The organism is Nonomuraea sp. NPDC003709 (genome assembly GCF_040610775.1).
Classification (GTDB): Bacteria; Actinomycetota; Actinomycetes; order Streptosporangiales; family Streptosporangiaceae; genus Nonomuraea; species Nonomuraea angiospora_A.
This window is the reverse complement of record NZ_JBEXMW010000006.1, coordinates 254,909-279,704: the sequence shown is the minus strand read 5'-3', so window position 1 is coordinate 279,704 and position 24,796 is coordinate 254,909. Positions and strand designations below refer to the sequence as shown.

Annotated in this window: 20 protein-coding genes; 6 read left to right on the top strand and 14 right to left on the bottom strand. The window is 70.9% G+C overall.

Going from position 1 to position 24,796, the window contains the following annotated elements; genetic code table 11:
* Positions 1-337: 337 nt before the first annotated feature.
* Positions 338-940: a dihydrofolate reductase family protein gene (locus tag ABZX61_RS20610; protein WP_355196644.1), complete on the top strand. Its 603-nt coding sequence runs from the start codon at positions 338-340 to the stop codon at positions 938-940.
* A gap of 247 nt (positions 941-1,187) precedes the next feature.
* On the opposite strand, the gene ABZX61_RS20605 is transcribed toward ABZX61_RS20610, so the two are convergent.
* The 3 genes from ABZX61_RS20605 to ABZX61_RS20595 all read right to left on the bottom strand — a co-directional run bounded on the left by ABZX61_RS20605 (position 1,188) and on the right by ABZX61_RS20595 (position 3,186).
* Positions 1,188-2,108 (bottom strand): hypothetical protein, encoded by a 921-nt coding sequence (locus ABZX61_RS20605; RefSeq protein ID WP_355196642.1) that lies wholly within the window; start codon positions 2,106-2,108, stop codon positions 1,188-1,190.
* Between the two features lie 328 nt (positions 2,109-2,436).
* On the bottom strand, positions 2,437-2,577 hold the full coding sequence (locus ABZX61_RS20600; RefSeq protein WP_355196640.1) for a hypothetical protein: 141 nt from the start codon (positions 2,575-2,577) through the stop codon (positions 2,437-2,439).
* Positions 2,578-2,868: 291 nt separating this feature from the next.
* Positions 2,869-3,186, bottom strand: coding sequence for a hypothetical protein (locus tag ABZX61_RS20595; protein ID WP_350730718.1), 318 nt, complete (start codon positions 3,184-3,186; stop codon positions 2,869-2,871).
* 297 nt (positions 3,187-3,483) lie between these two features.
* On the opposite strand from ABZX61_RS20595, the gene ABZX61_RS20590 reads away from it, so the two are divergent.
* Positions 3,484-4,335, top strand: a complete 852-nt coding sequence (locus ABZX61_RS20590; RefSeq protein ID WP_355196638.1) for an AfsR/SARP family transcriptional regulator — start codon at positions 3,484-3,486, stop codon at positions 4,333-4,335.
* Here ABZX61_RS20590 and ABZX61_RS20585 read toward each other — a convergent pair.
* The 5 genes from ABZX61_RS20585 to ABZX61_RS20565 all read right to left on the bottom strand — a co-directional run bounded on the left by ABZX61_RS20585 (position 4,319) and on the right by ABZX61_RS20565 (position 11,249).
* A complete protein-coding gene (locus ABZX61_RS20585) occupies positions 4,319-6,409 on the bottom strand; it encodes a prolyl oligopeptidase family serine peptidase (protein WP_355196636.1) in 2,091 nt (696 codons plus the stop codon). The two genes, ABZX61_RS20590 and ABZX61_RS20585, sit on opposite strands and share 17 nt — an antisense overlap.
* Entirely contained in the window at positions 6,406-7,695 is a 1,290-nt protein-coding gene (locus ABZX61_RS20580; protein ID WP_355196634.1) for an MFS transporter, read from the bottom strand. Before ABZX61_RS20580 ends, ABZX61_RS20585 begins: the two co-directional genes overlap by 4 nt.
* A 176-nt stretch (positions 7,696-7,871) precedes the next feature.
* Complete coding sequence (locus ABZX61_RS20575; protein WP_350730711.1) at positions 7,872-7,970, bottom strand: class III lanthipeptide; 99 nt, start codon at positions 7,968-7,970, stop codon at positions 7,872-7,874.
* 77 nt (positions 7,971-8,047) lie between these two features.
* The gene (gene lanKC, locus ABZX61_RS20570; RefSeq protein ID WP_355196631.1) at positions 8,048-10,606 is read right to left on the bottom strand and encodes a class III lanthionine synthetase LanKC; all 2,559 of its coding nucleotides are present in this window, start codon (positions 10,604-10,606) and stop codon (positions 8,048-8,050) included.
* Between the two features lie 196 nt (positions 10,607-10,802).
* Positions 10,803-11,249 carry a MarR family winged helix-turn-helix transcriptional regulator gene (locus ABZX61_RS20565; RefSeq protein ID WP_350730709.1) on the bottom strand — a complete coding sequence of 149 codons (447 nt, stop codon included), beginning with the start codon at positions 11,247-11,249 and terminating at the stop codon, positions 10,803-10,805.
* A gap of 120 nt (positions 11,250-11,369) precedes the next feature.
* On the opposite strand from ABZX61_RS20565, the gene ABZX61_RS20560 reads away from it, so the two are divergent.
* Positions 11,370-12,770, top strand: a complete 1,401-nt coding sequence (locus ABZX61_RS20560) for an FAD-binding oxidoreductase (RefSeq protein WP_355196629.1) — start codon at positions 11,370-11,372, stop codon at positions 12,768-12,770.
* A gap of 15 nt (positions 12,771-12,785) precedes the next feature.
* Here the strand turns inward: ABZX61_RS20560 and ABZX61_RS20555 are convergent, their stop codons facing one another.
* Both ABZX61_RS20555 and ABZX61_RS20550 read right to left on the bottom strand, forming a co-directional pair.
* Complete coding sequence (locus ABZX61_RS20555; protein WP_355196627.1) at positions 12,786-14,216, bottom strand: MFS transporter; 1,431 nt, start codon at positions 14,214-14,216, stop codon at positions 12,786-12,788.
* Between the two features lie 56 nt (positions 14,217-14,272).
* Complete coding sequence (locus tag ABZX61_RS20550; protein ID WP_355196625.1) at positions 14,273-15,139, bottom strand: GNAT family N-acetyltransferase; 867 nt, start codon at positions 15,137-15,139, stop codon at positions 14,273-14,275.
* A gap of 162 nt (positions 15,140-15,301) precedes the next feature.
* Here ABZX61_RS20550 and ABZX61_RS20545 point away from each other — a divergent pair, with 162 nt between their 5' ends.
* Both ABZX61_RS20545 and ABZX61_RS20540 read left to right on the top strand, forming a co-directional pair.
* Positions 15,302-15,709: a YciI family protein gene (locus ABZX61_RS20545; protein WP_355196623.1), complete on the top strand. Its 408-nt coding sequence runs from the start codon at positions 15,302-15,304 to the stop codon at positions 15,707-15,709.
* Positions 15,706-16,851: a DUF6596 domain-containing protein gene (locus ABZX61_RS20540; RefSeq protein WP_355196621.1), complete on the top strand. Its 1,146-nt coding sequence runs from the start codon at positions 15,706-15,708 to the stop codon at positions 16,849-16,851. Before ABZX61_RS20545 ends, ABZX61_RS20540 begins: the two co-directional genes overlap by 4 nt.
* Positions 16,852-17,164: 313 nt before the next feature.
* Here ABZX61_RS20540 and ABZX61_RS20535 read toward each other — a convergent pair whose 3' ends face one another.
* The 3 genes from ABZX61_RS20535 to ABZX61_RS20525 all read right to left on the bottom strand — a co-directional run bounded on the left by ABZX61_RS20535 (position 17,165) and on the right by ABZX61_RS20525 (position 22,202).
* Positions 17,165-20,884 (bottom strand): NB-ARC domain-containing protein, encoded by a 3,720-nt coding sequence (locus ABZX61_RS20535; RefSeq protein WP_355196619.1) that lies wholly within the window; start codon positions 20,882-20,884, stop codon positions 17,165-17,167.
* Positions 20,885-21,097: 213 nt separating this feature from the next.
* Positions 21,098-21,667 carry a dihydrofolate reductase family protein gene (locus tag ABZX61_RS20530; RefSeq protein WP_355196617.1) on the bottom strand — a complete coding sequence of 190 codons (570 nt, stop codon included), beginning with the start codon at positions 21,665-21,667 and terminating at the stop codon, positions 21,098-21,100.
* Positions 21,668-21,995: 328 nt separating this feature from the next.
* On the bottom strand, positions 21,996-22,202 hold the full coding sequence (locus ABZX61_RS20525) for a hypothetical protein (protein WP_355196615.1): 207 nt from the start codon (positions 22,200-22,202) through the stop codon (positions 21,996-21,998).
* Positions 22,203-22,630: 428 nt separating this feature from the next.
* Between ABZX61_RS20525 and ABZX61_RS20520 the strand changes: the two genes are divergently transcribed.
* The gene (locus ABZX61_RS20520; protein ID WP_355196612.1) at positions 22,631-23,869 is read left to right on the top strand and encodes an aspartyl protease family protein; all 1,239 of its coding nucleotides are present in this window, start codon (positions 22,631-22,633) and stop codon (positions 23,867-23,869) included.
* Positions 23,870-24,511: 642 nt separating this feature from the next.
* On the opposite strand, the gene ABZX61_RS20515 is transcribed toward ABZX61_RS20520, so the two are convergent.
* Positions 24,512-24,796 (bottom strand): hypothetical protein (locus ABZX61_RS20515; protein ID WP_355196610.1); only part of this gene is annotated, 285 nt, incomplete at its 5' end.

The following is a 24,796-nucleotide window of genomic DNA, read 5'->3' as shown; positions in this document are numbered from 1 at the left end:
GCTAACTCGGTTCTCCTGGACGGCTTCGTCACCGGTCCTGACGCCCGGTCCGGTCGAGATCACGGTCGACGGCGGCCGTGACCAGGAGGAGGCAGGGCCGACTATCCCCACCTCCCATCGCACCCCGGGGCGGCGAGGTTGAAGCCGTGCCAGGCGGCAGCGCGTGGGAGGGCCTGAAGCGCAACGCGGTCGAGGTGAGTCGAACAGCCGGTCCATGCCACGAAGTCGCCTGATGTCCGGTAGCCGAGAGCGCTACCAGCGTTACAAGCCGTGAAATCAGTTCGGTGGGCCGGTCGAACCGGCCGTCGACCAGACCAGCGAAAAGAGAACCAGGATCATGAAACTGACGACCACCACGCAAGTCTCTGTCGACGGGGTGATGCAGGGAAACGGCCCGTCGAAGGAGGAGCGCATGGCCGGATTCAAGCGCGACGGGTGGGCTCTGGGGCACTTTGACGACCAGGCCGGAACGCTCGTCAACCAGATCTACCAGCGTGCCGACGCGTTCCTGTTCGGCCGGTGGACGTATGAGTTCTTTGCCGGCTACTGGGGGACGATGGATCTGGGCAGCGGCCCCATCGCGGATGCCCTGAACACGCGGCCCAAATATGTGGCATCGACCACGCTCACCGAACCGCGATGGGCGGACACGACCGTCCTGTCCGGAGACGTCGCGGCCGCCATCGCAGAGCTGAAGGACAAGCCGGGGGGTGAGCTGCAGGTGCACGGCAGCGGCAGACTGATCCGCTGGCTGCTGGAGAACGACCTTGTCGATGAGATGAATCTGCTCATCGTCCCGGTGGTCGTCGGGCAGGGCACGCGGCTGTTCCCCGACTCCGGCCCGGACATCGCGCTCGACCTGGTCGACTCGCGCGCTTTCCCGAAGGGCATAACGCTCCAGGTCTACCGGCCCACCGGACGCCCGCAGTATGCAACGTGACGACCTGGCCCCCTATGGTTACGGCGAGCCGCCACTCCCGACAAGCTTCGACTGAGCCGCGCGGTCGGCCCGCTGTCAGGTGCGGTAGCGGCGGGCGGCGGTGTCAGGGCTGACATCCAGGATGGCGGAGATCTCCTCCCAGGTGGCTCCGGCCGCTCGGTCGGCGGCGACGGCCGCGGCCAGGACGGCGCGGGCCTGGGCGAGCAGGGGCAGTCGTGGCGGGACACCACGAGTTCAACCTCAGTGGCTAGCACGTTTGTAAAGACAGGACGCGGGCTGCGCCCCCGACGGTGATCTCGCCGGCGACGGAGAGAGCCAGGTGGGCGAAGGCGGGGGCCAGACCGGTCAGCGCTTCGAGGGGGTCGCCGTCCGTCTCGTGTTCCTGGATCTGCAGGCTCTTGATCTTCAGGCTCTCCAGCTGGGGCAGGATGGGGGACCCGGCGAGCGCTTCGAGGGTGCCGAAGTCGCCGGCGTCGAACTCCGTGCGGCTCAGGTCGAGGTGCCGCAGGGCGGGGTAGCCGGCCGGGTCGAGCTCGTCGAGCTGCTCGATCGGGCACTCGGTGCCGAAGACGTCCGAGCGGATCTCCAGGGCCAGCGTGACGACGCTGGGCGCCTTGCGCGGGAAGACCGCGCCGTCGGCGAGCACCGCGCCGCGCAGCCGCAGCTCGGTCAGCGAGGTCAGCGCGTCGCCGTCGATCTCGTCGAACAGCAGTCCGCCCTCGGCGGTCAACTCCCGGAGCGCCGGCAGCGCGTCCCACAGGCCGTTGCGCGAGTCGTCTGTGAAGCCCTCGTGCAGCCGGCTCAGCGGGTCGATCGCAGCGCCGGTCGAGGTGGTGCTGTGCTCGTACAGATAGGTGAAGTCGTGGCCGAAGTACAGGCTGGTCAGCCGCTCGCGCCGCTGTGTGGCGCGGCACGCGGAGTGGTGGAAGTCGGTGAGATGTAACTCCAACCGGCGCAGGTCGGCCGCGGCCGGGTCGGTGAGCAGCGCCTCGATCAGCGCGGCCTCCCACTGCTCCGGGTCGGTCGCATCCGCGCCGAGCCGCTCCACCAGCGCGCGGCGGCCGGAGGCCGTGTGCGGCGCCAGCCGGAACACGGCCTCGTCGAGCCGGCCGCCGGACCAGGTGAGGTGCCAGGAGCGGTCGGTACGCAGCCCGTCGAAGTCGATCACCAGGGCATCGTAGGCAGTGGGTACGACACTTTCAGCCGTCCCGGCCGGACGGAGCCGGCCGAGCGCGACGAACGGGTGATCCGCTACGGGAGTGGAGTACGGGGTGGAGTACGGGGGTGCTACCGGGATACGGCGGAAACGGGCCGCCGGAGGCCGACCTGGCTGAGTCGATGCTCTCGGGTCTTGGGCCAACCGATCGCCCTGCCGACCGACCGACAGGGCGGCCAGGCTCGGTCACATCCGCCGCGGCGTCGACGGCAGGTGGCCTTGCGCCTTCTGCCGTCCGGCACCGCGGCGGGTCTGCCGTTCCCAGCCCGCCATAAGTTCTTCAGGACGGGCGCGGCCCCGCCACGAGCTCGCCGACCTGGACGACCGCGAACTCGACCAGGCCCTCCTCCCAGTTGGCGATCAGCGTGCAGCCCTTGTCGGCGAGCAGGTCGCCGCCCGATCGCTCGGATCGCAGGTACATCAGCCCCTCCTCGCCTCCGGTGCGGAGAAAGCTCAGGTGGGCGAACAGGTCGGACGGCGTGAGGTCGGCCAGCGCCTCCTGCCGCTCCTCGGCCGCCTCCGCCTCAAGGGAAGGATGCTTTCGGGGCCCGTGCCGAGCGCGGTGGCGACCCGCATCGCGTCGAAGAGCGTGCCGTCCGAGACCAGCCGCGGGTAGCAGACGGTCCTGTCCTGCGCGAAGCCGAGCTCGTTGATGAGGTTGCCGCCGAAGAACGTCGCAATGTTGGCAGACGCGGATATGGACGCACATTGATCAGCGTGGGCGGCTGAGGGCGGCCTCGGCCAGATCCGTCCACGTCTCGGCCGAGGAGTGGGGCACGACCACCCAGTCCTTCATCGCCCTGCCCTGCCCCGAGGGGTCGAACAGGGACGCGCCGGCCAGCTGGAGCGCGGCGGCGTGTTCGGCAGTGTCCCTGACCAGCCGGAACACCATCGCGCCGTCGCGCTGCAGGCTCGCGAACACCTTCCCCGCCTGATCTTTGAGCGCCGGACTCCCCATCATCCTGGAGATCCGTACACCCAGGTCGGCCAGCTCGGCGCCGACCTGCTTGAAATCCTCTTCCGCGCTCATCGTCAGTCAGTCAGTCCCAAACTCCATGGCGGTGTGGCCGAGCAGCGCGGCCCCGCCTTCCGGCAGAACGGCGATCAGGTTAGCCGTCCTGGCGGTACCGATCAAGGCCGGATGCAGTGTCCGGGTGTGACGCGGAGGAACGCCGAGGAACGCGGAGGAACACGATGGAACGCCGGACCTGTAGGGAGTCAGGTCGGTGGACCGGGGGTGGCTCCCGGCGATCCCCGGTGTGACCGCTGTCCGCGGTGTTCGCCGCCGCCTGACGCGCTCATCGGAACCAGTCATCGGAGGGTGTCCATGGTGTTGTACCGTCCGTTCGACCAGCCTGGCGGTCACCAGGCCGGTCCTTCGACGATCAAGATGCTCGGCCCGCTCGACGTCCGGCGTGGGGGTCGCCCCCTCTTGCTGCCCCCGCGGCGCCGGAGCCTGCTGGCGCTGCTGGCGTTCAGCCCGGGCAGGGTCGTGACCGCCGAACAGCTGGTGGACGGTTTATGGGGCGAGGATGCTCCGCCCACGGCCTTACGCACGCTGCACGCTCACATCGCCAAGCTGGGCGCGGACCTGTCCCGGCATCGCGGCGAGCGGCCCATCCGGCGGCAGGCCCCCGGATACCTGCTGCGCGCGGACGCGGTGGACGTCGATGGGGAACGGTTCGAGGAGTCGGTGACGACGGGGTTGCGGTTCTCGGCGCAGGGGCGGTTCGCCGAAGCGTCGCGGAGTCTGCGCGCGGGGCTGGCGCTGTGGCGCGGGAACGTCGTGTCGGACTGCCAGGTGCACGGTTGGGCCCTGGCCGAGATCGGCTATCTGGAGGGGCTTCGTCTCCAGGCGTACGAGGGGGAGTTCGCCGCGAGCCTGGCGGCGGGCGTCACGGACACGGCGGTCGGCCGTCTGGAGCGTCTGGTGGGCGAGCATCCGCTGCGTGAGCGGCTGTGGGAGCTGCTCATCGTGGCGTTGCGCACGGCCGGCCGCCCCGGGGACGCGCTCGGCGCCTATCACCGGGCTCGCCGCACCTTGATCGACGAGCTCGGCATCGAGCCAGGGGAAGGGCTGCGACACGTCGAGGCGGGCGTGCTGCGAGGCGTCACCGACCCCCGGATGCTGCTCCGCCTGTCGTCAGGCCCGCCGGTGGCGATCACCGACTGCGCATGAGGCCGGTCTCCACGGCGAGGAAGGCGAGCGCGTCGGCGCCCACGGCCACCCCCTTGCCGCGGGACCGGGGTTGGTGGCCGAGGCCGCCGGCGACGTGGAAGAGGACCGTGCCCGGTCCGGTGGCGGCGTGCTGCAGGGCGGCGGCCATCTTGCGCGCGTGCATGTGATCGACCCGCGTGTCGTGCTCGAACACCACGAACATGCACGACGGGTACGTCTCGCCCGGGACGACGTGATGGTAGGGCGAGTACGCCATCAGCCAGTCGAGCTCGGCGGGCACGTCCACGCTGCCGTACTCGAAGCGCCAGGCCGGTCCCATCCCGAAGCGCTCGTAACGCGCCATGTCGGCCAGCGGCGCGATGCAGACGGCGGCGCGGTACAGCTCACGGCGCTGGGTCACGGCGACCGCCGCCAGCAGGCCGGCGTTGCTGGCCCCGATCACGCCGAGCCGGTCACCGCTCGTCCAGCCCTCGCCGATCAGCCACTCGGCTGCCGCGTGGAAGTCGTCGAAGGCGTTCTGCCTGTGCCCCCGCATGCCGGCACGGTGCCAGGCCGCTCCCTGCTCGCCCCCGCCCCGCACGCACGCGACGGCGAACACACCGCCTGCCTCCACCCAGGCCAGGGCGCTCGGCTCGAAGGACGGCGTCACGGCCGCGCCGAAGCCGCCGTAGGCGGTGAGCAGCGCCGGCCGGACACGATCCGGCCCGGATGCGCAGCTCGCCGGCGCCATCACGAAGATCCGGACCTCGGTGCCGTCCGCCGAGACATAGCTTTCCCGCCGCGTGGTGATCGTCGCCCGGGACGTCGTACGCCGGTCGGCGCCGGTTCGCGCCACAGGTCCGGCGTACCGCAGGACCGTGGGCGCCGTCGTGTAGTCGGTGTAGGTGAACCAGGCGGTGGCGGGTGCGCCGGGCCGTACGGAGACCTCGCGCACCGTCCCGGCGCCCGGCAGCGCGACGCGGTCCAGCCACCGGCCGGACCGGCCGTCCCAGACCGTGACCTCCGACGCCGCGTCGCGCGTGCGCACCACGAACAGCCGGGGCGCGTCCGTCCCGTCGTCCTCCAGCAGGGAGAATCCGGAGATCGCCGCGGCAGGATCCTCCGGCACCACGTCCCTCCAGGACCGGCCGTCCCACTTCGCGGCCGTCGTTCCCAGGTTGCGGGCGGCCATGGCGCGGATGCGGCCCCGCGGTGCCGCGCCGGTGGTGTGCAGGTAGATCTCGCCGGATCGGCTCACCCGGGCGAAGCCGAGCGCCCCCGGGGCGAGCGGGATCGGCAGGAACCGCGGTTCGTCCGGCGGCGAGACGGTCAGGTCCGCGAGGTGCAGCGTGTTCCACGGGGCCGTGCCGACCCTGGCGGACACCACGAGCCAGCGACCGTGGTACAGCGCCACCCGATGGCTCGTCCTGGCGTCGCCGCCCAGGCCGAAGACCGGCGTGTCCTTCCGGGCGTCGCGGCCCACCCGATGCAGCCACACGCTCCGTACGGCCTCCGGAGACTCGTCGAGACCGCGCCTGACGTAGAAGAACGCGGACTCGTCGGGCAGCCACGCGACGGTCGGGTACCGGACGCCGCCGATCGGCCCGTCGACGATCTCGCCCGAGACGAGGTCGGCGACGAGCAGCACGCCCTGCTCGGTGCTGTCCCGCGACACCTGGCAGGCCAGCAGGCGGCCGGTCGAAGAGAGAGACCAGGAGTCGAGCGTGGCGCCGGCGCTCCCCGGCTCGCCGAGGCGTGCCGGATCGAACACGACGCGCTCGCCGCCGGCGTCCCTGCAGTACAGCGCGGCGTGTTCCTGTCCGGGGCGGCGGCTGAGGAAGTACGCCCGAGTCTCGCGCCAGACCGGTGCGGAGTCCGTCCCCGGTGTCATCAGCCGGTCGAGCAGGTCGGCGAAGAACGGACGGGGCCTGGACGACCTGAGATACTCCTCCGTCAGCTCGTGCTGCGCCCGCAGCCAGCGCCGGCTCTCCGCGCCGTCACCCTCCAGCCAGCGGTACGGGTCCGGGATCACCCGTCCGTGCACGACGTCGGAGTCCTCGCCCCGGCGGGCCGGCGGGTAGGCCCGCGCGCTCATGCGGGCCTTTCGGCGTCGCCGCCCTCGGCGACCGGCACGCCGGCCGGCGCCGCCGCGGGAGCGTGGTCCGGCGTGCGCTCGTCGCCCGCCCGCATGACCCGCAACACCGGAAGCAGGAGCAGCATGCTGACGGCCGACACCCCGCAGGCGACCCATAAGGTAGGGACGATCCCCGCCTGCTGCCCCAGAGCCCCGCCGACGAGCGCCCCCGCGAAGGCGCCGGCCGCGGTGAGCAGTTGCACGCTGACCGACAGCCGCCCCAGGACCTCTTCGGGAATCCGGATCGTGACGAAGCCGAGCAGCCCGACGTTCGCGATCGCGCCGAACAGGTACGGGAGCCCGATGCCCAGGCCCGCCGTGATCGCCGCCACGAGCACGGGCCCGCCCGCCAGCGGAAGCGCCACGGTGCCGATCGCGCCGCCGATCAGGCCCACCATCGTGAGCCGTTCGGTGTTCAGCCGCCGCGAGAGCAGCTCGCTGAGGAAGGTCCCCGTCACCCCGGCGACGCCGAGGAGCACGAACAGCAGGCCGTACCACTGCGCCGGGACGTGCAGGACCTTCAACACGTACGGCGCGACCAGCGCGAGGGTCATCCCCATGACGAGCTGCTGGCCCACGAGGAAGGGGACGAGCGCGCGCAGGAAGGGCTGCCCCCACAGTGACCTGAACCCGGCGCCGAGCTCGTGGGCGAAGGAGCGTTCCTGCCGCGCCTGCTGGGCCGGCCGCTCCGGTGTCCTGATCAGAGCGGTGGTGCCCGCGCTGATCAGGCGCGAGACCGTGTCCACCAGGAAGGGGACGACGGGGCCGAGCGCCGCCGCCGGGCCGGCCAGCGCTCTGCCGAGCGTCCCGCCGACGTACTCGCCGCGATTGAGCCGGGCCCTGGCCTTGACGATGTCGCCGGTGCCCACGATGGTCTTGAGATAGACCAGGTACAGGGTCTCCACCATCACGCCGACCGTGCCGATCACGAACACCAGCGCGCCCAGCGCCCAGATGCTGAGCCTGCCGGTGAGCATCGACACGATGGTCAGGCCGAGGGCCACGGCGACCGTGAGGTCGCACGCGATGAGCACCCGCCGCCGGGAGCGCAGCCGGTCGACCAGGCTGCTGATGAACAACCCGAGGAGCGGTAGGGGAAGGCTGCCCGCCGCGACCAGGAAACCCGTCTCCGCTGGTGAGGCGCCAAGATATTGCACCGCCACCAGGGGGACCGCGATCACCGTGAACACCGAGCCGAAAGCCGAGGCGACCTGGCCGCCCTGGAAGAGCCGGAAATCTCGTGTCATGCCATTCTCCGAAGTTTCAGGCCGGCCGGCGAGTGTGGGCGGCAGACCGGTGCGAACGCTGGGAACGCGGGACCGGGAAGCAAGACGGCCGGCATCCGCTGGTCTCGGTGCCGGCCGCTCGCGTTCGGCGCGGCGTCAGATCGGACGCCCCGCGTTCATCCGCCTCGATGGCGGCATCAGTTGGTGTTGTTGCAGTTGAACAGGCTCAGCGTGCTCCAGGGAGCATCCTCCGCAAGCTCGACGTCAAGCTCCTGAAGGGCCAGAACTTCCGACATGGGTCACACACCTCCTTCCTTCTCTCGACACCTTCTCCGGCCGGCGGTCGCCGGCCGGAAGCTCAGGGTGAAGCAGGTCAGTCCAGCAGCAGGAAATGGCCGGCTGGACGGTTCAGCACCCGGTGCAGGGCCAGCAGGACGCCCGCCCCGCCGCTCCAGAGCTCCCCGCTGAACCGCAGCGAGCCCTCGCCGAGGAAACGCACGCCCCGTCGGCCGCCGACGGCGTACTTGACGAGGCCGGTGGCGACATCGAGCGCGGCGTCCGCCGAGCGCGGATCGTCCATGAGCTCCGCGTGGTCCGCCAGCGCGAACACCAGGCCCGCCAGGCCGCAGTACAGCCCGGGAAAGGCGCAGCAGTTCTTGCGGACGTCGCCGAGGACGCGTGGCAGCGCCGTCGTGATCCGGGCGTCGCCGAAGTCGTCCGGGCCCGCCGCGTACCGGCTCAACGCCAGCGCGACCCCCGCCGAGCCGCTGAACAGGTAGGGCAGGCCGCGATGGGTCTGGTCGCTGTCGCTGAAGGAGAGCGCGCCGTCCGGGAGTTCGATCGCCAGGTCGAGCTCCTCGTGCAGCAGGCGCCTGCCGGCGTGCGCGTAACGGTCGTTCCCGGTCGCCGCGCTCAGCCGGTGCAGGAAGAGGGCGATGCCCGCGCGGCCGTGCAGCAGCCCGCGAGCGTTGCCCGGCCCCAGAGTGGGACGCAGGTCGCCGGCGCGGACGATGGCCTCGCCCGCCGTCACCGCCAGGTCCAGGAAGCGCGCCTGATCGGTGCCGCGGTGCATGCGCAGGGCGGCCATGCCGACGCCGGCCCGCCCCTCGCCGAGGGTCGTCGCCGTCTCCAGGATCGGGTGGCGGGCAGCGTGCGCGAGCACGTCCCCGGCCTCGTCGAGCAGGCCGAGGTCGGCGAGGACCCAGGCGACGCCGGCCGTCCCGGTGTGCAGGCCCGGCGGGAGGTCGCCCGCGTGGTCCACCGCCCGGGTGCGAAGGCGCTCGGGCAGCCCGGCAGGGATCGCGGAGCCCGTGACGTGCAGGGCGTGCAGGATGCCGGCCAGGCCGTAGGCGACGCAGAGCAGATTCGTCTCGAATCCCCGTGGCACGGTGGGGAAGTTCCGGTCGAGCTGTTCGGCGTCGATCATGTCCGTGAGCCCCAGCCGGACCTCGTCGGCGAACCGGGCGAGACTCTCCCGTGGCCGTTCGTCGAGCTCTCCGGGAGCGGGCAGCGAGCCGGTCCGCGCCGTGTCCCGCTCGTCGTGGAAGCGGGTCGCACGTTGCCACAACGCGGCGGGGACAGGGGCGTGCTTGCCGACGTCCCGGCGCAGCCAGCGCAGGTTGCCGGGGCTGCGCTGGACCACCGCGTGCATCGGCATGACCAGCAGCAGCGCGATGGCGGAGAGCCCGTACTCGTCCCAGGCGAACGGGCCGGACAGGGGAAAGCCGGCCGGTGGCGCGTAGCCGTCCGCCCCCATGGGGATGAGGGGGGCGTCGCGGTGGGTGCACGACTCGAAGTCGACCAGCCTGACGCCGTCGGGGGTCACCATCACGTTGCGCGGGTTGAGGTCGCCGAAGCGGAACCCGGCTCCGTGGAGCCGGGCGAGCGCCTGGTCCAGCTCGGCGAGCACCCTCTCGCATTCGCCGTAGTAGGCGTCGAAGTCGGCCGATGTCCTGCCGGCCTGGATCAGCGGCGAGTGCAGCGCCGCCCACGTGTGCAGCGGTGTTCCGGCGACGAACTCCGTCACCAGGAACTCGTGCTCCCACTCCTGGAAGTAGTCGAGCGGCTGCGGGCAGGCGTCCGGCGCGGCCTGGTGCACCTCGGTGAGCACGCGGTGCTCCCGGCGCAGCCGTTCGACGGCCGTGCTGCGATCCCAGTACAGGCCGTTGTGCGCGCGTGCCTCCTTGATGAACACGGTCCGGCCCGTCCGGATGTCCTTGGCCTCGTAGGCGCCACCGGCGTTGCTGGGCTGGAGGACCTGCACGATCTCGTAGCCGTGGATCATCGGCGGGCCGTTGCGCGGCCGCCCGGCTGGCTTCGCGAAGGGGTCGCCGATGCCTGGGGGCAGCGTGAAGGAGACGCCTCTGGAATCGGTGACGTCGCGGCCGTAGCCGTCGCGTACCAGGCTCTCCCTGCCGCCGTCCGCCCGCAGCCCGCCGCGCGCCTCGAACGCGCCGTAGCGGTAGTACACCGTGCGCGAGTCGCGGAAACGGCGGTCGGACAGGACGTAGGGCCCATCCTCCCCGGCGAGTTCGCCGGCCAGCCGTTCCATCAGGCGCAGGGCGCTCCGCTCGTCGGGGTACAGGGCGCAGAACTTGCCGGCCTGCGGCCTCGGTCCGTGCTTGTGGTGCATGAACAGGAAGAACACCTCAGCCGACAGGTGCTTGAAGGCCACCCGCTCCGCGTGGCAGGCGCGGGCGACCGCGTCCAGTACGAGGTCGGCGCGTTCGAGGCGGGCGGAGACGTGCACCTTCCACCCCTGGTCCGGCGTGACCACGTCGGGATGGGTCCACCTGGTCCACACGTCATGCGTGGCGGAGGTCCAGCCGTCCGAGACGGACCTGGGGGCGAAACGCCTCCCTGGGTCCGGCAGCCAGGACAGCGGCGCGTAGAACTCAGGATCCGCCTGCGCGTAACTGTGGAAGCCGAGCATTGGTATGTCCCCGTTTCACTGACCCGACCGGTACGTCGCTGGTTCTTTGGTATCCGGGGGGTGTTGCCGGGCCGTTGCCACGCAGGTGGAGGCGGTTGGGGACACGGGCAGGGGCGCAAGGGCCGCTGCCTGCCGTGCGGGAGCGGCGCACGCGCGGAATGGGAAACCGCCGTGAGCCGCGGAGGCCGGAGAGGCCTCAGCCGTGATGGTCGACGAGGCGGGTGAGCAGGTCGATCAGGTTCTGCCGGTCGGCCGGGGGGAGCGGGGAGAGGAACTCGTCCTGGGCGGCGGCGAGCAGCCGGTCGAGGTGGGTGAGTTGGCTCCGGCCTGCCGCGGTGATGGTGATGATGTTGCGACGGCGGTCGTCCGGGTCGGGTGCGCGCTCGAGGAGTTGCCGTTCGGCGAGGTCGTTGACGGTCGCCACCATGTCGCTGCGGTCGATGCCGGTACGGCGGCCGAGGGCGGCCTGGCTGGCCGGGCCGTACTCCTCCAGCGCGGCGAGCAGGGCGTAGTGGTAGCGCCGAAGGCCGGCATGGCCGAGCGCCTGGTCCACGATCCGGTTGGCGATCTGCGCCGCATGGTTGGTCAACCGGCTCGGCAGCGTACGCAGCCGCTGCGGCGGCGGCCCCTCTGGCGTGTCCACGGGGACAATCTAGCAAATTGTTGGCCGCACCCACGATTAGGTGTACTGTTGGCCGCGCCAACGTTGGTCTAACCAACATTCTTGCCGCGCTAGCGGCCTTCGAGAAAGCACATAACTGACATGACGACGAATTCCGCCGTGGTGAACCTGGGCGCGTCGATCCGGGGGCGCACGCTCTACCCCGCTGACGAGGGCTTTGAGGAGGCCTGCTCCGGCTGGTTGCTGACGGTCGAGCACCGGCCCGCGGCGGTCGTGGTCGCCGCTGACGCCGATGACGTGGCCGCCGCCGTCCGGTTCGCGGGCGAGGCGGGACGCCCGGTCGCGGTGCAGTCGACCGGGCACGGTAAGTCGGTGCCCGCGGATGGAGCCGTGTTCATCGCCACCGGGGAGCTGCGCGAGCTGTCGGTGGACCCGCGTGCCGGCACCGCGAGGATCGGAGCCGGGTTGCGGTGGGGTGAGGTGCTCACCGCGGCGGCCGAGCACGGCCTCGCGCCGCTGTGCGGCTCCTCCGGCCAGGTCGGGGTGATGGGCTATCTGACCGGCGGCGGGCTCCCGCTGGCCGGCCGTACGTACGGCTTCGCCGCCGACTACGTCCGCTCGCTCGACATCGTCACCGCCGACGGCCTGCTCCGCACCGTCTCGCCGACCCAGGAGCCCGACCTGTTCTGGGCGGTACGGGGTGGCAAGAGCAACTTCGGCGTCGTGGTCGCGGCCGAGATCGAACTGCTGCCGCTGCGTACCGTCTACGGTGGTGAGCTCTACTACCCGGTCGAGGATCGCGGGCACGCCGCCCACGTGCTCGGCTCCTACCTGGCCTGGGCCAAGGAGCAGCCGGAGGAGATGTCGTCCTCTGTGACGTTGCTGCGCTTCCCTGACGTGCCGCAGTTGCCCGAGGAGTTCCGTGGCCGTTCGTTCGTGCAGGTCCGGGTGGTCCACATGGGGGAGGAGGAGCAGGGTGCGCGGCTGGTGGAACCGTTGCGCGCGCTCGGCCCGGAGAAGGACACCTGCGACGCCAGGCCGTACACGCAGATCACCGAGATCTACCAGGACCCCAAGAACCCGGTCATGGCGCACCTGCGCAGCGCGTTGTTGCACGAACTGGACGACGAGGCCGTGGAAGAGCTGGTCTCGTTCATCGATCCGTCGAAGCCCGGGGGCCCGTTCCCCGGCATCGAGCTACGTCACCTGGGCGGGGCGCTGAACCGGCTGCCCGGCCGCCCGCACGCGGTCAGCACCCAGGGCGCGGCCTTCCACCTGTGGATGCGGATGCCGGCTCCGGCCGAGCAGGCCGACGCGGTGCGCAAGGCCGCCGACGAGGCGCTGGAGCGGCTGCGGCGGTGGGACACCGGCGCCGCGCTTCCGGGATTCCTGTTCGACCACGACTCGGCTCCCGAGCGGGTCAGGCGGGCCTACACCGAGGCGGACTACCGGCGGCTGGCCGCGCTGAAGGCGACGTACGACCCGGACCAGCTTTTCCGGATCAACCACAACATCCCGCCGTCGAGCGCCTCGACGGACTGATCGGCCGTACATCGATCACGGGGTCGGCGCCGCGGTGAGCGGCGTCGCGATGGCCTCCAGGCCCTTACGCTCGGCCTTGACCCCGAACAGCAGCTCGACCAGCCCCGCCACGATCATCACGATGCCGCCGATGGAGAACGCGAGCGCCGTGTCCCCGGGCACCCCGGTCTCGACAAGGGAGGCGAAGACCAGCGGGCCGGCGATGCCACCGGCGGCGGTGCCGATCGCGAAGAAGAACGCGATGGCCAGGGCCCTGGTCTCCATGGGGAAGATCTCGCTGACCGTCAGGTACGCCGAACTGGCCCCGGCCGAGGCCACGAAGAGCACCACGGACCAGCACGCGGTCAGCGTCACGGCGTTCAGCAGGCCCTGGTTGAACAGCCAGGCCGTGCCCAGCAGGAGCAGCCCGGACCCAATGTACGTGGCCGAGATCATCGGGATCCGGCCCACGGTGTCGAAGAGGCGGCCGAGCAGGAGCGGGCCGAGGAAGTTCCCGACCGCGATGACGGCGAAGTAGTAGCCGGCATTCGTGTCGATCTTGAAGAAGGTGGCCAGGATCTGCGCGTACCCGAAGGTGATCGCGTTGTAGAGGAACGCCTGGCCGATGAAGAGCGCCAGGCCGAGGATCGTACGTTGGGGATAGAGCGCCACCATCGTGTGGGCGATCCGGACGAAACCGATGGACTTGCGCTGGTGCACGGTCACCGACTCCTTCGGCTCCGGTAGGTCGGCGCCGATCTGCCGCTCGATGCCGCCGACGATCTCCTCGGCCTCCTTCTCCTTGCCGTGGATGAACAGCCAGCGCGGGCTCTCCGGTACGTGCCGCCGTACCAGCAGGATCGCCAGGCCCAGCACCACGCCCAGGCCGAACGCGACGCGCCAGCCGATGTTCACCGGCAGGCCGCTCAGCAGCGGCACGGTCAGCAACGCGCCACCGGCGGCGCCGAGCCAGTAGCTGCCGTTGATGATGATGTCGATGCGCCCCCGGTGGTGGCTCGGGATGAGCTCGTCGATGGCGGAGTTGATGGCCGCGTACTCGCCGCCGATCCCGAACCCCGTCATGAACCTGAACAGGAAGAACCACCACGCGTGGAAGGAGAACGCGGTCAGCAGGGTCGCCGCCAGATAGACGACCAGCGTGATGAGGAAGAGCTTCTTCCTGCCGAACCTGTCGGTCAGCCAGCCGAAGAACAGCGCACCCGAGCAGGCGCCCGCGACGTAAAGCGCCGCGGCCAGGCCCGCGACCTGCGCCTGAGTGATCTCCAGGCCGCTGCCCGGCTTGGCGAGCTGCCCTGAGAGGTTGCCCACGATGGTGACCTCGAGCCCGTCGAGTATCCAGACGGTGCCGAGCCCTATGACGATCATCCAGTGCCAGCGGGACCAGGGGAGCCGATCAAGGCGCGCGGGCACTTTGGTGGTTATGGTGCCGGTCTCCACGTCGCTCATAAGCTTTTGTGGCTACCCGCGTTCTAGCCAGGTAGGCTTCCTGGCCGATCATGTGGCTAGGCGTCCCGGTATTTGTCCCGGATCTCGGGGAGTTGCCGGAATCCGGCTGACCGATAGGTGGCGACGGCGCCGGCATTGGAGCTCGGGGTGCAGACGATCGCGCTCGACGAGCCCAGCTCCTGGAGCGCGGCCGCCGCGGCGACGGTGACCGCCTTGCCGTAGCCGTGACCGCGATGCTCCTGGTGTACACCCATCGGCTCGAGTAATCCGGGCTTGCCCGGACCGGCCGACCACACCGTCACCGCCGCCACCGCGTCGCCCTGGCCGTCGTACGCGACCAGGCACCGGGCGTCGGCGTACGGCGATCCGGCCGCCATCGCGTGCCAGCGCTCGTTCGTGAACGTCGACCCGCCGAACGATGCCCGCTGCACGGCGGACCGCACGTGCGCCTGCTCCGGCCCGATCACCTCGATCCGGACCCCTGGATCCTTCACCGGCTCCGTGAGGTCGCGGCGCAGCGGTGTCCACGGCTCGTCGACGTTCCAGCCGTTCTCGGACAGCAGATCCTGGACCAGCGCGGACATGGGCGCTTCGACGTTCACCTTCCCCTCGATCAGCACGCCGCGCTCCGGCTCGGTCACGTCCTCGACCAGCCGCTGCGCCAGTTCCTCGTCCCGCTGGGCGTCCGGCGCGATCGTCAGCCGCAACAGGTCGGGCTGGTCCAGCAGCCCGATGGCGAGAATCCGGCCGTCCCGGCTCCACGTACGGACCGCCGCGGCCGTCGCCTCCGCGCCGAACCGCCAGAACCAGCCCAGGTCCCCCGGATGCAGTTGCATCGGCGCCCCTTCGTGTTGCCACTCCCGCAGCACGCCCACAACCTCGTCCAGCCCGCCGACTCCCGGCTCACCCAACACCATCGCCATGACCCCGATCACACTCCATCGCACCGGCACTCCGCACCCGGTTTTCGGCCGACTGGCGTGAGGCTTCAGCTTCGTGGTCGCGGGTCAGATGGCGGTGGAAACTGCTGGGAAAATTGTCGTGTCCCAGGGCGACGGGCCGTGTGCCGGAGAGCGAGATCTACCATGAAGTACCTGCTGCTGAAGCACTACCGAGGCGGCCCGGCCCCCGCGGTCGACCGGGCGCCGATGGACCAGTGGACGCCGGAGGAGGTCGACGCGCACGTGCAGTACATGCGCGACTTCGCCGCCCGCTTGGAGGAGACGGGGGAGTACGTCTCCAGCCAGGCACTGGCGCCCGGGGGCGCGTTCGTGCGGTACGACGGCGAGGGGCGCCCGCCGGTGACCGATGGGCCGTTCGCCGAGACCAAGGACCTCATCGCCGGCTGGATGATCATAGACGTGGAGTCTTGGGACCGCGCGGTCCAGCTGGCCGGGGAGCTGTCCGCCGCTCCCGGAGCCGGCGGCGAGCCGATCCACGAGTGGCTCGAGGTTCGACCGTTCCTCACCGAGTCGCCAGCGGTGGCCGAGTGAACGAGTCGCTGCTGCGGGAGCTCGTGCCCGCGGTGATCGGTGTCCTCGTCCGGCGCGGAGCCGACTTCGCCTCGGCCGAGGATGCCGTGCAGGAGGCCCTGATCCGGGCGCTGGAAACCTGGCCCGACGATCCGCCCCGCGAGCCCAAGGCATGGCTCGTCGCGGTCGCGTGGCGCAAGTTCCTCGACGCCGCCCGGGCCGAGGCGTCGCGGCGGGGACGGGAGCTCACCGTGGAGGTCGAGCCGCCCGCCGGTCCGGCGCCCGCCACGGACGACACGCTGCGGCTCTACTTCCTGTGCGCGCACCCCACCCTGCCGCCGAGCTCGGCCGTCGCCTTGACGCTGCGCGCGGTAGGTGGCCTGACCACGCGGCAGATCGCGACGGCGTACCTCGTCCCCGAGGCGACCATGGCGCAGCGGATCAGCCGGGCCAAGCGGCGGATCGCGGGGCTGCCGCTCGACCAGCCCGGCGATCTCGGGACGCTGCTGCGCGTGCTCTACCTCGTCTTCAACGAGGGCTACGGGGGAGACGTCGACCTGGCGGCCGAGGCGATCCGCCTCACCCGCCAGCTCGTCGCCCTGACCGACGAGCCCGAGGTCGCGGGGCTGCTCGCGCTCATGCTGCTGCACCATGCGCGCCGCGCGTCCCGTACCGGACCGGGAGGCCGCCTGGTGCCGCTCGGCGAGCAGGACCGCTCGCGCTGGGACACCGGCCTGATCGCCGAGGGGGTGACGATCCTGCAGACCGCGCTGGCCCGCGACCGGCTGGGCGAATACCAGGCACAGGCCGCGATCGCCGCCCTGCACGCGGACGCTCGGAGCGCCGCCGAGACGGACTGGGTGCAGATCGTGGAGTGGTACGACGAACTGCTGCTCCTCACCGGCAGCCCGGTGGTGCGGCTCAACCGCGCAGTGGCGGTCGGGGAGGCCGACGGGCCGCAGGCCGGCCTGGCGGCGCTGGCTGACGTGCAGCCCGACCTGCCCCGTTACGCCGCGGTGACGGCATACCTGCACGAACGCGCCGGCGACCTCGAGCACGCCGCCGACCTGTATGCGGAGGCCTCCCGCGCCGCCACCAGCGTGCCGGAGCGCGACCACCTCACGCGCGAGGCCGTTCGGGTGCGGCACCTGCTGCGTCCGTGAGTACGCCATCACGTTGGAGCTCGCCTTTGCTCGCGGAGGGCAGGGCCGAGGCCGAGCATGGCACCAGTCAGTGGTGGCGGTGCTATCGGTGGCTGGTCACGGCGACCGGTGAGAGGGATTTGAGACCCTCGTGCCGTTCTACGCGGCGGCGGCGCGCGAGGGGAAGGCGGTCGTGGGCGGGGTGAGCTGACCCGCGCCCGCTTGCGGGTGGCCGACCTGCGTGACCCGCTGCCGTTCCCCAACGACTACCGCATCCTCGCCCGTACCCCGAGCTTCCTGCTCTTCGTCCTGAATGCCGACTGAGGACCTGCCCTTAACCGATCACGGGAGGTGTTGCGCCGGCCGCTGTCGGCTGCGGGCGGCCCAGAACGTACAGGCCCTGCGGGCCGGCAGCGCACAGCGTGCTCGCGTCCGCGAGCCAGGCGAGGCTGGTGATCCGTTCGGCGGTCTGGAAGGTGACCTCGTCGGATCCGTTCCACAGCTTGATGATGCCGTCCTGCCCACCGGTCGCCAGCCAAGCGCTGTCGGGAGAGAACGCCACTGCGCCTACCCGGCCCCGGTGCGCAGTCGGGCAGGAGTGCTCGTGACCGTCCGGATCCCAGATGCGCACGACGCCGTACGAGTCTCCGGTGGCGAGCCGGGCGCCGTCCGGTGAGACCGCGAGCTTGATCGGCTCCCCATGAGGACCGCCGCCGAAGCTGCTGCGCTGCTCGCCCGCGCAGTCCCACACGGAAACCTGGCGGCCGCCCCCGGCGGCCAGCCAGGTTCCGTCCGGCGAGATGATCAGCGCGTTGACTCGCAGGATAGGGGAGTAGCGGAGGTCGAAGCGGAACGTGCCGTCGGCGTCCCACGTCTGGATCGAGTGGCCGTCCGCTGTGGCGAACCAGGTTCCGTCCGGGGCGATGGCCAGGGCGCGAATCCGCTGTTCCGCATGGCGGATCGTCAATGTGCGGCGCAGATCGCCCCCGCGACTCCAGAGCCGGACCTCGCCGCGGCCACCGCCGGTGGCAAGCCACGACCCGTCCGGAGCGATGGCCAGGGCCGACGAACCGTCCGACCCGCTCAGCCGGGCGCGCGGCTCGCCGTGAGCGTTCCACAGCCGGACGTCCTCGTAGATGGCCGCTGTGGCGAACCAGGCACCGTCCGGCGCGACGGCGAGCGCGGATACCTGCGTGGGCAGGGCGCTCACCTCGGCACGCCGGTTCCCGTCGGCGTCCCAGACCCGCGCCCGGCCCCGGTCGTCGCCGACGACGAACCACGGCCCGTTCGCCGCGGCGGCCAGGGCGGTGACCGGCCCGGTCTCGCGCGGAGTCTCGACGAGCACGTCAGGGGCGGAGTCCCAGAGCCTGGCAGCGTTGTTGCCGCTGCTCGCACTGGCGAGCCAGGTGCCGTCGGAAGCGATCGCGAGCCCGCTCATCCAGCCGGTGTGACCGCTCAGCGTCGCCCGTGGACTGCCGTCGCTCTGCCACAGGCGCACCTTGCCGGCCGCGTCGCCGCCGGCCAGCCATGTGCCGTCCGGGGCGATGGCCAGGGTGGTCACCGCGGCGTCATGGCCATCGATGACGCCGCGCACGTGCCCGTCGCGGTCCTGGATGTGGATCTCGCCAGCGTCGCTGCCGGCCGCGAGCCAGGAGCTGTCCGGGGAGATCGCCAGACAGCGGCATCCCGAGGGGAGGGTGAAAGCGCTGGGCAAGGCGGTGAAGTGCGAGTCCAGGACGTGCACGGCGCCGCGGTCGTCACCCACGGCGAGCCAGGAACCGTCCGGTGAGATCACCAACGTCGTCACCTGGCCGTCGCCGGGATGGAGGAGGGCGATCGGGATGCCGCCGGGATGCAGGATCGTCACGCGGGATCCGTATCCGGCGGCCAGCCAGGTGCCGTCCGGTGCGATGGCCAGCGCCGAGATCCAGCTGACGCGGATGTCGCTGTGGTACGTGGCCAGCAGGCGGCCTCGCCTGTTCCAGATGCGGACGGTGGCACTGTGGTCGCCGGTGGCCAGCCAGCTGCTGTCGGGGGCGATGGCGATCGCCGTCACCATGTCGTGGTGGCCGTCGAGGAAGGCGATGCGGTCTCCTTCGGGCGTCCACAGGCGGGCGGTGCCGACGGTGTGCTCCATGCTGATCGCGTCGAAGCCGTTGCCGTCGCCGGTGACCAGGAAGGTGCTGTCGGGGGCGATGGCCAGCGCGCTGACCCCACCCGGATGTCCGTCGAGAGTGGCCTGGAGGTCGCCGTCGCTGTTCCACAGGCGCACGATGCCGACGGCGTCGCTGTAGTTGGCGTTGGATTTCGGGCCGCTGCTCTCGCCGGTGGCCAGCCAACTGCCGTCGGGAGCGATCGCCAGTGCGGCCACGCCCTTGGGGTGACCGGGCAGCAGGCGGCGCAGGTTCGCCGAGTCGCCCTCGGGGAGCGGCCAGCGGGCGGGCAGAAAGGGGACCTCGGCCTGTTCTGCGTACGAGGCGACCGGCGATTGCCGCCCGGGGATGGCGCTGAGCCGGGTCAGCAGGTCGGCGGATGAGGTCAGGAGGTGTCCGAACGCGGAGAGCATGCCGGCGATCCGCCGGGCCGTCGGCGAGGACGCGTGAGCAAGGTCGGCCGCCGCGGCGGCCGTCCCGGATCGGGCGGTGCGCGGCACCAGCCAGCGGACGTCGGAGACGAGGTCGTTCACTTCGTCGTGCAAGCCGGCCTCTTCGAAGTGGAAGGCCAGGTTGTCCCATAGGTACGGCTCGTCCGGCGGCAGGTTCCACCAGCCGCCGGGAGCGAGCGCTCTGGCCCGGGTGATCAGCCGGCGGCCGGCCATGACGAGGGCCGTCGATCCGGCCGCCGAGCGCAGATAGCCGCGGATGACGTCGTGCAGGGTGACCACGGCCATCGAGCCGGCGGCCCAGTGCAGGGTGAGCAGGCCGAGCTCGTACAGCTTCTCGCACAGGCGCTCCGCTTCGGCCTTGGGGCATCCCCACAGCAAGGCGACAGCGTCGACCGGCACGTCGGTGTCCTCGGGCAGGACGCCGAGGTCGGCGAACCGGGCCTGCTCCTCGCCTGTGAGCAGGTCCAGGCTGTAGCCGACGGTCGCGCTCACCACCTGCGCGCGCTCGTCGGTCACGGTGAGGTCGAAGGTCGCCGGTCCGTTCGCCCGCAGCCGCCGTAGCGCCTCCTCGGCGGCCGTGTCCACGACGGCGCCGCCGGCTCGCTGCTTGCGCAGACGGGCGTTGACGATCGCCAGCAGCAGCGGCCAGCGGCCGGTGGCGCGCAGCAGATCCCGTACGAGATCGGCCCGCATGTCCGGCAGGTCACGGGTGAGCAGGTGGGTGGCCGCCTGCGGGGACATCTCGTCGACCTCGATCGTGGTGCCCCGCACGATGGACGGACGCCGGGTGGTGACCAGGAGCTGAGCATGGGCGGCCGCCGGCAGGAACGGACCGAGCTGGGCGGCGTTCCACACGTCGTCGATCACCAGCAGCACGGGCTTGCGACCGTCGAGGGCCTCGGCCAGCCGATGGCCGGCCTGCTCGGGATCGCCGAACTCGGGGCGCTCCCCGTCGAGGTGGGCCACGACGTCGTTGATGAGGGAGGCGAGTTCCGCGCCGGTCCGGTCGCGGCCGAGCGTCACCCAGATGATGCCGCCCTTGAACCGCCGGCGGGCCTCCCGGCGATGGCAGATCTCGGCGGCGAGCGAGGTCTTGCCGAAGCCGCCCGCGCCGACGATGCCCGCGGTCAGCCCGACCGGCGCCGATCCCCGGCGCAGCGCAGCCGTGATCATGGCGAGTTCCGGCCGGTCGACCCATTCCGGATCCCGCGGCGGCACGCGGAACGACGGCACCCGGGCCCGGCGCTCGGACAACGTGGGTAACAGCAAGGTGAGGGCCACGATGAGCACGACGGCACCAGCGAGACCGGCGATCCAGGCGGGCCGGTTGGCGGTGACCTCGTCCGGAAGGTAGTCGCTGACGACATTGACCGGCAGGCCGATCAGGATGCCGAGCACCACGAGCAAGGCCGTCACCAAGGCCGGTGCGAGCGTCCTGCGGCGCGCCATGGATCACCTCGCGCTCACCCTAACGCCTTGCTCCAGCGCAGGTCATCCAGGTGTTTTCGCTGGACACACGTTCGAGGCCCGGGCAGGGCCGCGATGATCGCCGGCCTCCTGACCTGCACGCCACACCTGCCGATCGGGACTGACTCCCTGGCGTGTGCCCCGCAACCTTGGCATCGGCACCGTGCCGGTGGGTTCCACCGCCGCATGGGTCGCTCAGCTGGAGGGGAGCTGGTAGTGCGACACCACGACCTGGCCGTCGAGGACGCGCGAGTCGACGAGCCGCAGCTTGTGGCGCTGCTCCGGCGCGGCGAACAGCTTCCGGCCGCCGCCGAGCACCACCGGGTGCACGGCGACGTGGTACTCGTCGATGAGCCCCAGCTCGGTCAGCGCCGCCGCGAGTGCGGAGCCGCCGGTGAGGAGCAGGTCCCCGCCGCCCGGCCTGGCCTTGAGGGCAGTGACCTCCTCGGCCAGATTGCCGCTGATGACGCGGCTGGTCCACTCGTCACCCGGGTACGTACGCGAGAAGACGATCTTCGGCGTGGCACGCCAGAACGGCGCGAAAGAGGCGACATGCGGATCGTCCAACAGCGACTCGGCGTTCGGCCAGAACCCCACCATCATCTCCCACACCGGACGTCCGAACAGCAGCGTGTCGACCCTCTTGTCCAGGCCTTCGGAGTACGCCGACAGCTCTGGCCCCATCATCGGCCAGTCGAACTCCCCGTCGGGTCCGTCGATGAACCCGTCCACCGACGCGTGCACCCAGTAGATGATCTTGCCCATGAGTTGCCTCCTCTTGTCCGTGCGGTCATAGGTAGGTCGGAGCCGACCGCTGTTTGTCGACATGCGATGGCGAGCAGGCTCGGCATGCCAAGGCGACCCTTCTGCGTCGCTGTCGCTGCCTGCGACTCTGGCGTGCCGCGACAGGCCGGGACATCCGTGCAGACCCCCTGACCGCCACGGATTCGCCACGGAGCCCGTCCGTACACCTTGACGTCGGCGTCCACCGCCGACCACTACTCCGCTCTGGTGAACGCCGCGGCATTGACCTGGGCGTTCAGCCTGATCGCTCGGTGTTCCGGTGGGGATCCCATACGGAACACCGCCACGATCACGCGGCCGTCGGCCTGTGGCCCCTCGTCCTTGCCGCCGTCTTGAGCCGGGCCGCTGTGGCCGGCACCGCCAGGACGCGGACGCCCTCGTGCAGGTGCCCGACCGGCTGGCCACCGCGGATGGCCCGGCCGACGCGCTCGGCCGGGCTGCGCGACAGGTACGGCTGGCGCGGCGTGATCCGCTCGACCGGGAACAACAGGAGCACGGCGAGCGCCTGGGTGACCCCGCCGTACAGCCGCTCTCGGGGCCGAGGGGGATGGCGCGTGGCTCGTTCATGACGAACCACGCTTGGCGGCGAATGCGCGTGCGTTGTCGCCGCATGTCACGGTTTCTCGGCGGCGGCGGCCGCCGCCGACACGACTGTGACACAACCATGACACGGCGCGAACGAGGCGGGGACGCGACCGCCCGACAGTGGACGGGTCGGACCGGCGGGCGAGTTACGGAGCGATCCGGCCGCCCACATCGGGACGACGCAGTACGGCCCGGGTGGCCTCGGCACCACGGCGTCGCCCTCATCAAGCAGCGCGAGGCGAACCGGCCGGGGCTGCTGTGACCGTCCGCTGGGACAGAACGTTACGACGAAGGCGATCACGAGAAGGGGACCGGCGTTCGCTGTTCCGGGGCGCCGCCGTGCTGGCCGGTGCCGCCGCGACCGCGCCGCTGCTGGGTGCGGCGGCCACGGCGTTAGCCGACAGCAGTGACGCCGACGCGCTGTTCAAGGCCGGGAAGTTCGAGCAGGCCGGCCGCGCGTACGAGGAGATCCTGAAGACGGACCCCACGAACGTGCACGCGGCCCGCCGGCGCGGCTATGTAGGGCTGCTGTCCAACCGGTTCGCCGACGCCGAGAAATACCTCAAGATGGCCATCGACCTGGCGCCCGACGACAAGGAAACCAACAAGCTTCTGGGTGACTGCTACATCCGGCAGGACAAACTCGCCCTCTCCGCACCACACTGGCAAGCGGCCGGCGAGGAAGCCTACGCCAAGTGGTTCGCGGCGGTCAGCGGCGAGCCGTATCAGATCCACGGCGACATCGCGCGGCTGCCATTCCAGCAGATGGACCCGTTTCCACTGGTAGAGGCCTCGGTCAACGGCGGACCACTGAAACGCTTCCTGCCCTACACCGGCGCCGGGTGGCTGGGCATGTCCGCGAAGGTAGCCGAAGAGGCCGGGCTGAGCCCCGTCGCCAGCCAGAAGATCGATTACTTGGGCGGCACCGCATGGCAGTACTTCGGGGTGCTGGACTCCTTCAAGCTGGGCGACATCGAACTGCGCAACATCCCCGTGGAGTGGTCGGAAACAGATACGCCCGAGGAGTCCAACGACGGCATCATCGGCACGTGGGTCTTCTACCACTTGCTGACCACCTTCGACTATGCGGGCCGGTCGCTGATCCTGCGCCGCCGGACCCCAGAAACGGCCAGGAAGGCACGCGCCGCCGCCGAACGGGCGGGCGCAGAGCCCCTGCCGCTGTGGCTGGCCCGTGAGCACATGCTGCACAGCAGGGGCAGCATCGCCGGCTCCGGAACACGGGTGGTGGCCACGCCCATCGGCGGAACCGGCGAGATCGCCGCGGGCATGTCCGGGGAAACGGCCAAGCAGTTGGGGATCCGCACCGACTATGACCGCCCGGTCGAGACTTTCGCCCACAGCCACCCGGTGGTCGCGTACCCCTGCTACCCGAAGGAGATCCGCCTCGGCAACGCCTCCGCCAAGGAGGTCTACTGCATGGTGAACCCAAGCCAGCGGCTCGCCCCATACGGGTTCGACGTGCTGGCCCACTTCTCCCACAGCTTCTACAAGCCCTACAACGTCACCCTCGACTTCACCGACATGAACCTCTACATAGCCCGCGGCAAGGCCACCTGATCATCGCGACTGCACGGGCGTAATTGGAGCTACCTGGAACTGCCGGCTCATACGAGCGACGGGGCAAGGGCAAATGAGACACCCTTCCCCCGTCGCCCGGTGCCGCACATGGTGGTGTCCCGGACACCACAGCAGCCACGCGCGGCCGGAGCCCACCGAGCCGCTGAGCGAGCAGGGCAGCAATCCCGGGGAGCCGCTGAGCGAGCAGGGCAGCAATCCCGGGGAGCCGCTGAGAGCAAGCAGAGCAGAGCAGCGAGCCCGGCGAGTCGCTGAGCGAGCAGGGCAGCGAGCCCGGCGCCCAGCGCTCGCCGGCTGGCAGCCCCGGCCGCCTCGGGGCAGGCGGCGATGAGGCCGCACCTGCGGTCCAGGATGATTGAACGCGGCCTCGCAGATGACGACGCGGGCAGCATGCACGTGCTCGCGCGGGTCGCCATCGAGGATCTCCTCCAGCGACTTGAGCGTATGGCCCAGGGCGAAGACGCGGTCCACCCACAGCTGGGCAAAGTGGGAGCAGGCGCCAATGCGCCAGTCGAGGAATCCGGCGTCGAAACGTCCCATCACGGGGCATGCCTGGCCAGCGAGCCCGACGGCCTGGACCATGCGGGTGCACACAGCGCCGGCCAGGCATCGATCAGCCCCTACCTACCGGCCAGGGGATGGCGACGTCACCGATCGCGAACACGAGGTCCTCACCCGCGTCGTCCGCGGCATCTCCAACACCGAGACAGCTGAAGAACTCTCCATCACCGTGGCCACCGCGAAACCACTGGCGCCGTACTGCCCACCAAGCGTCGCGAAGCCAGCAGCGCCACGCTGCCCGGCAAGCGTCGTGAAACCACTGGCGCCGTACTGCCCACCAAGCGTCGCGAAGCCAGCAGCGCCACGCTGCCCGGCAAGCGTCGTGAAACCACTGGCGCCGTACTGCCC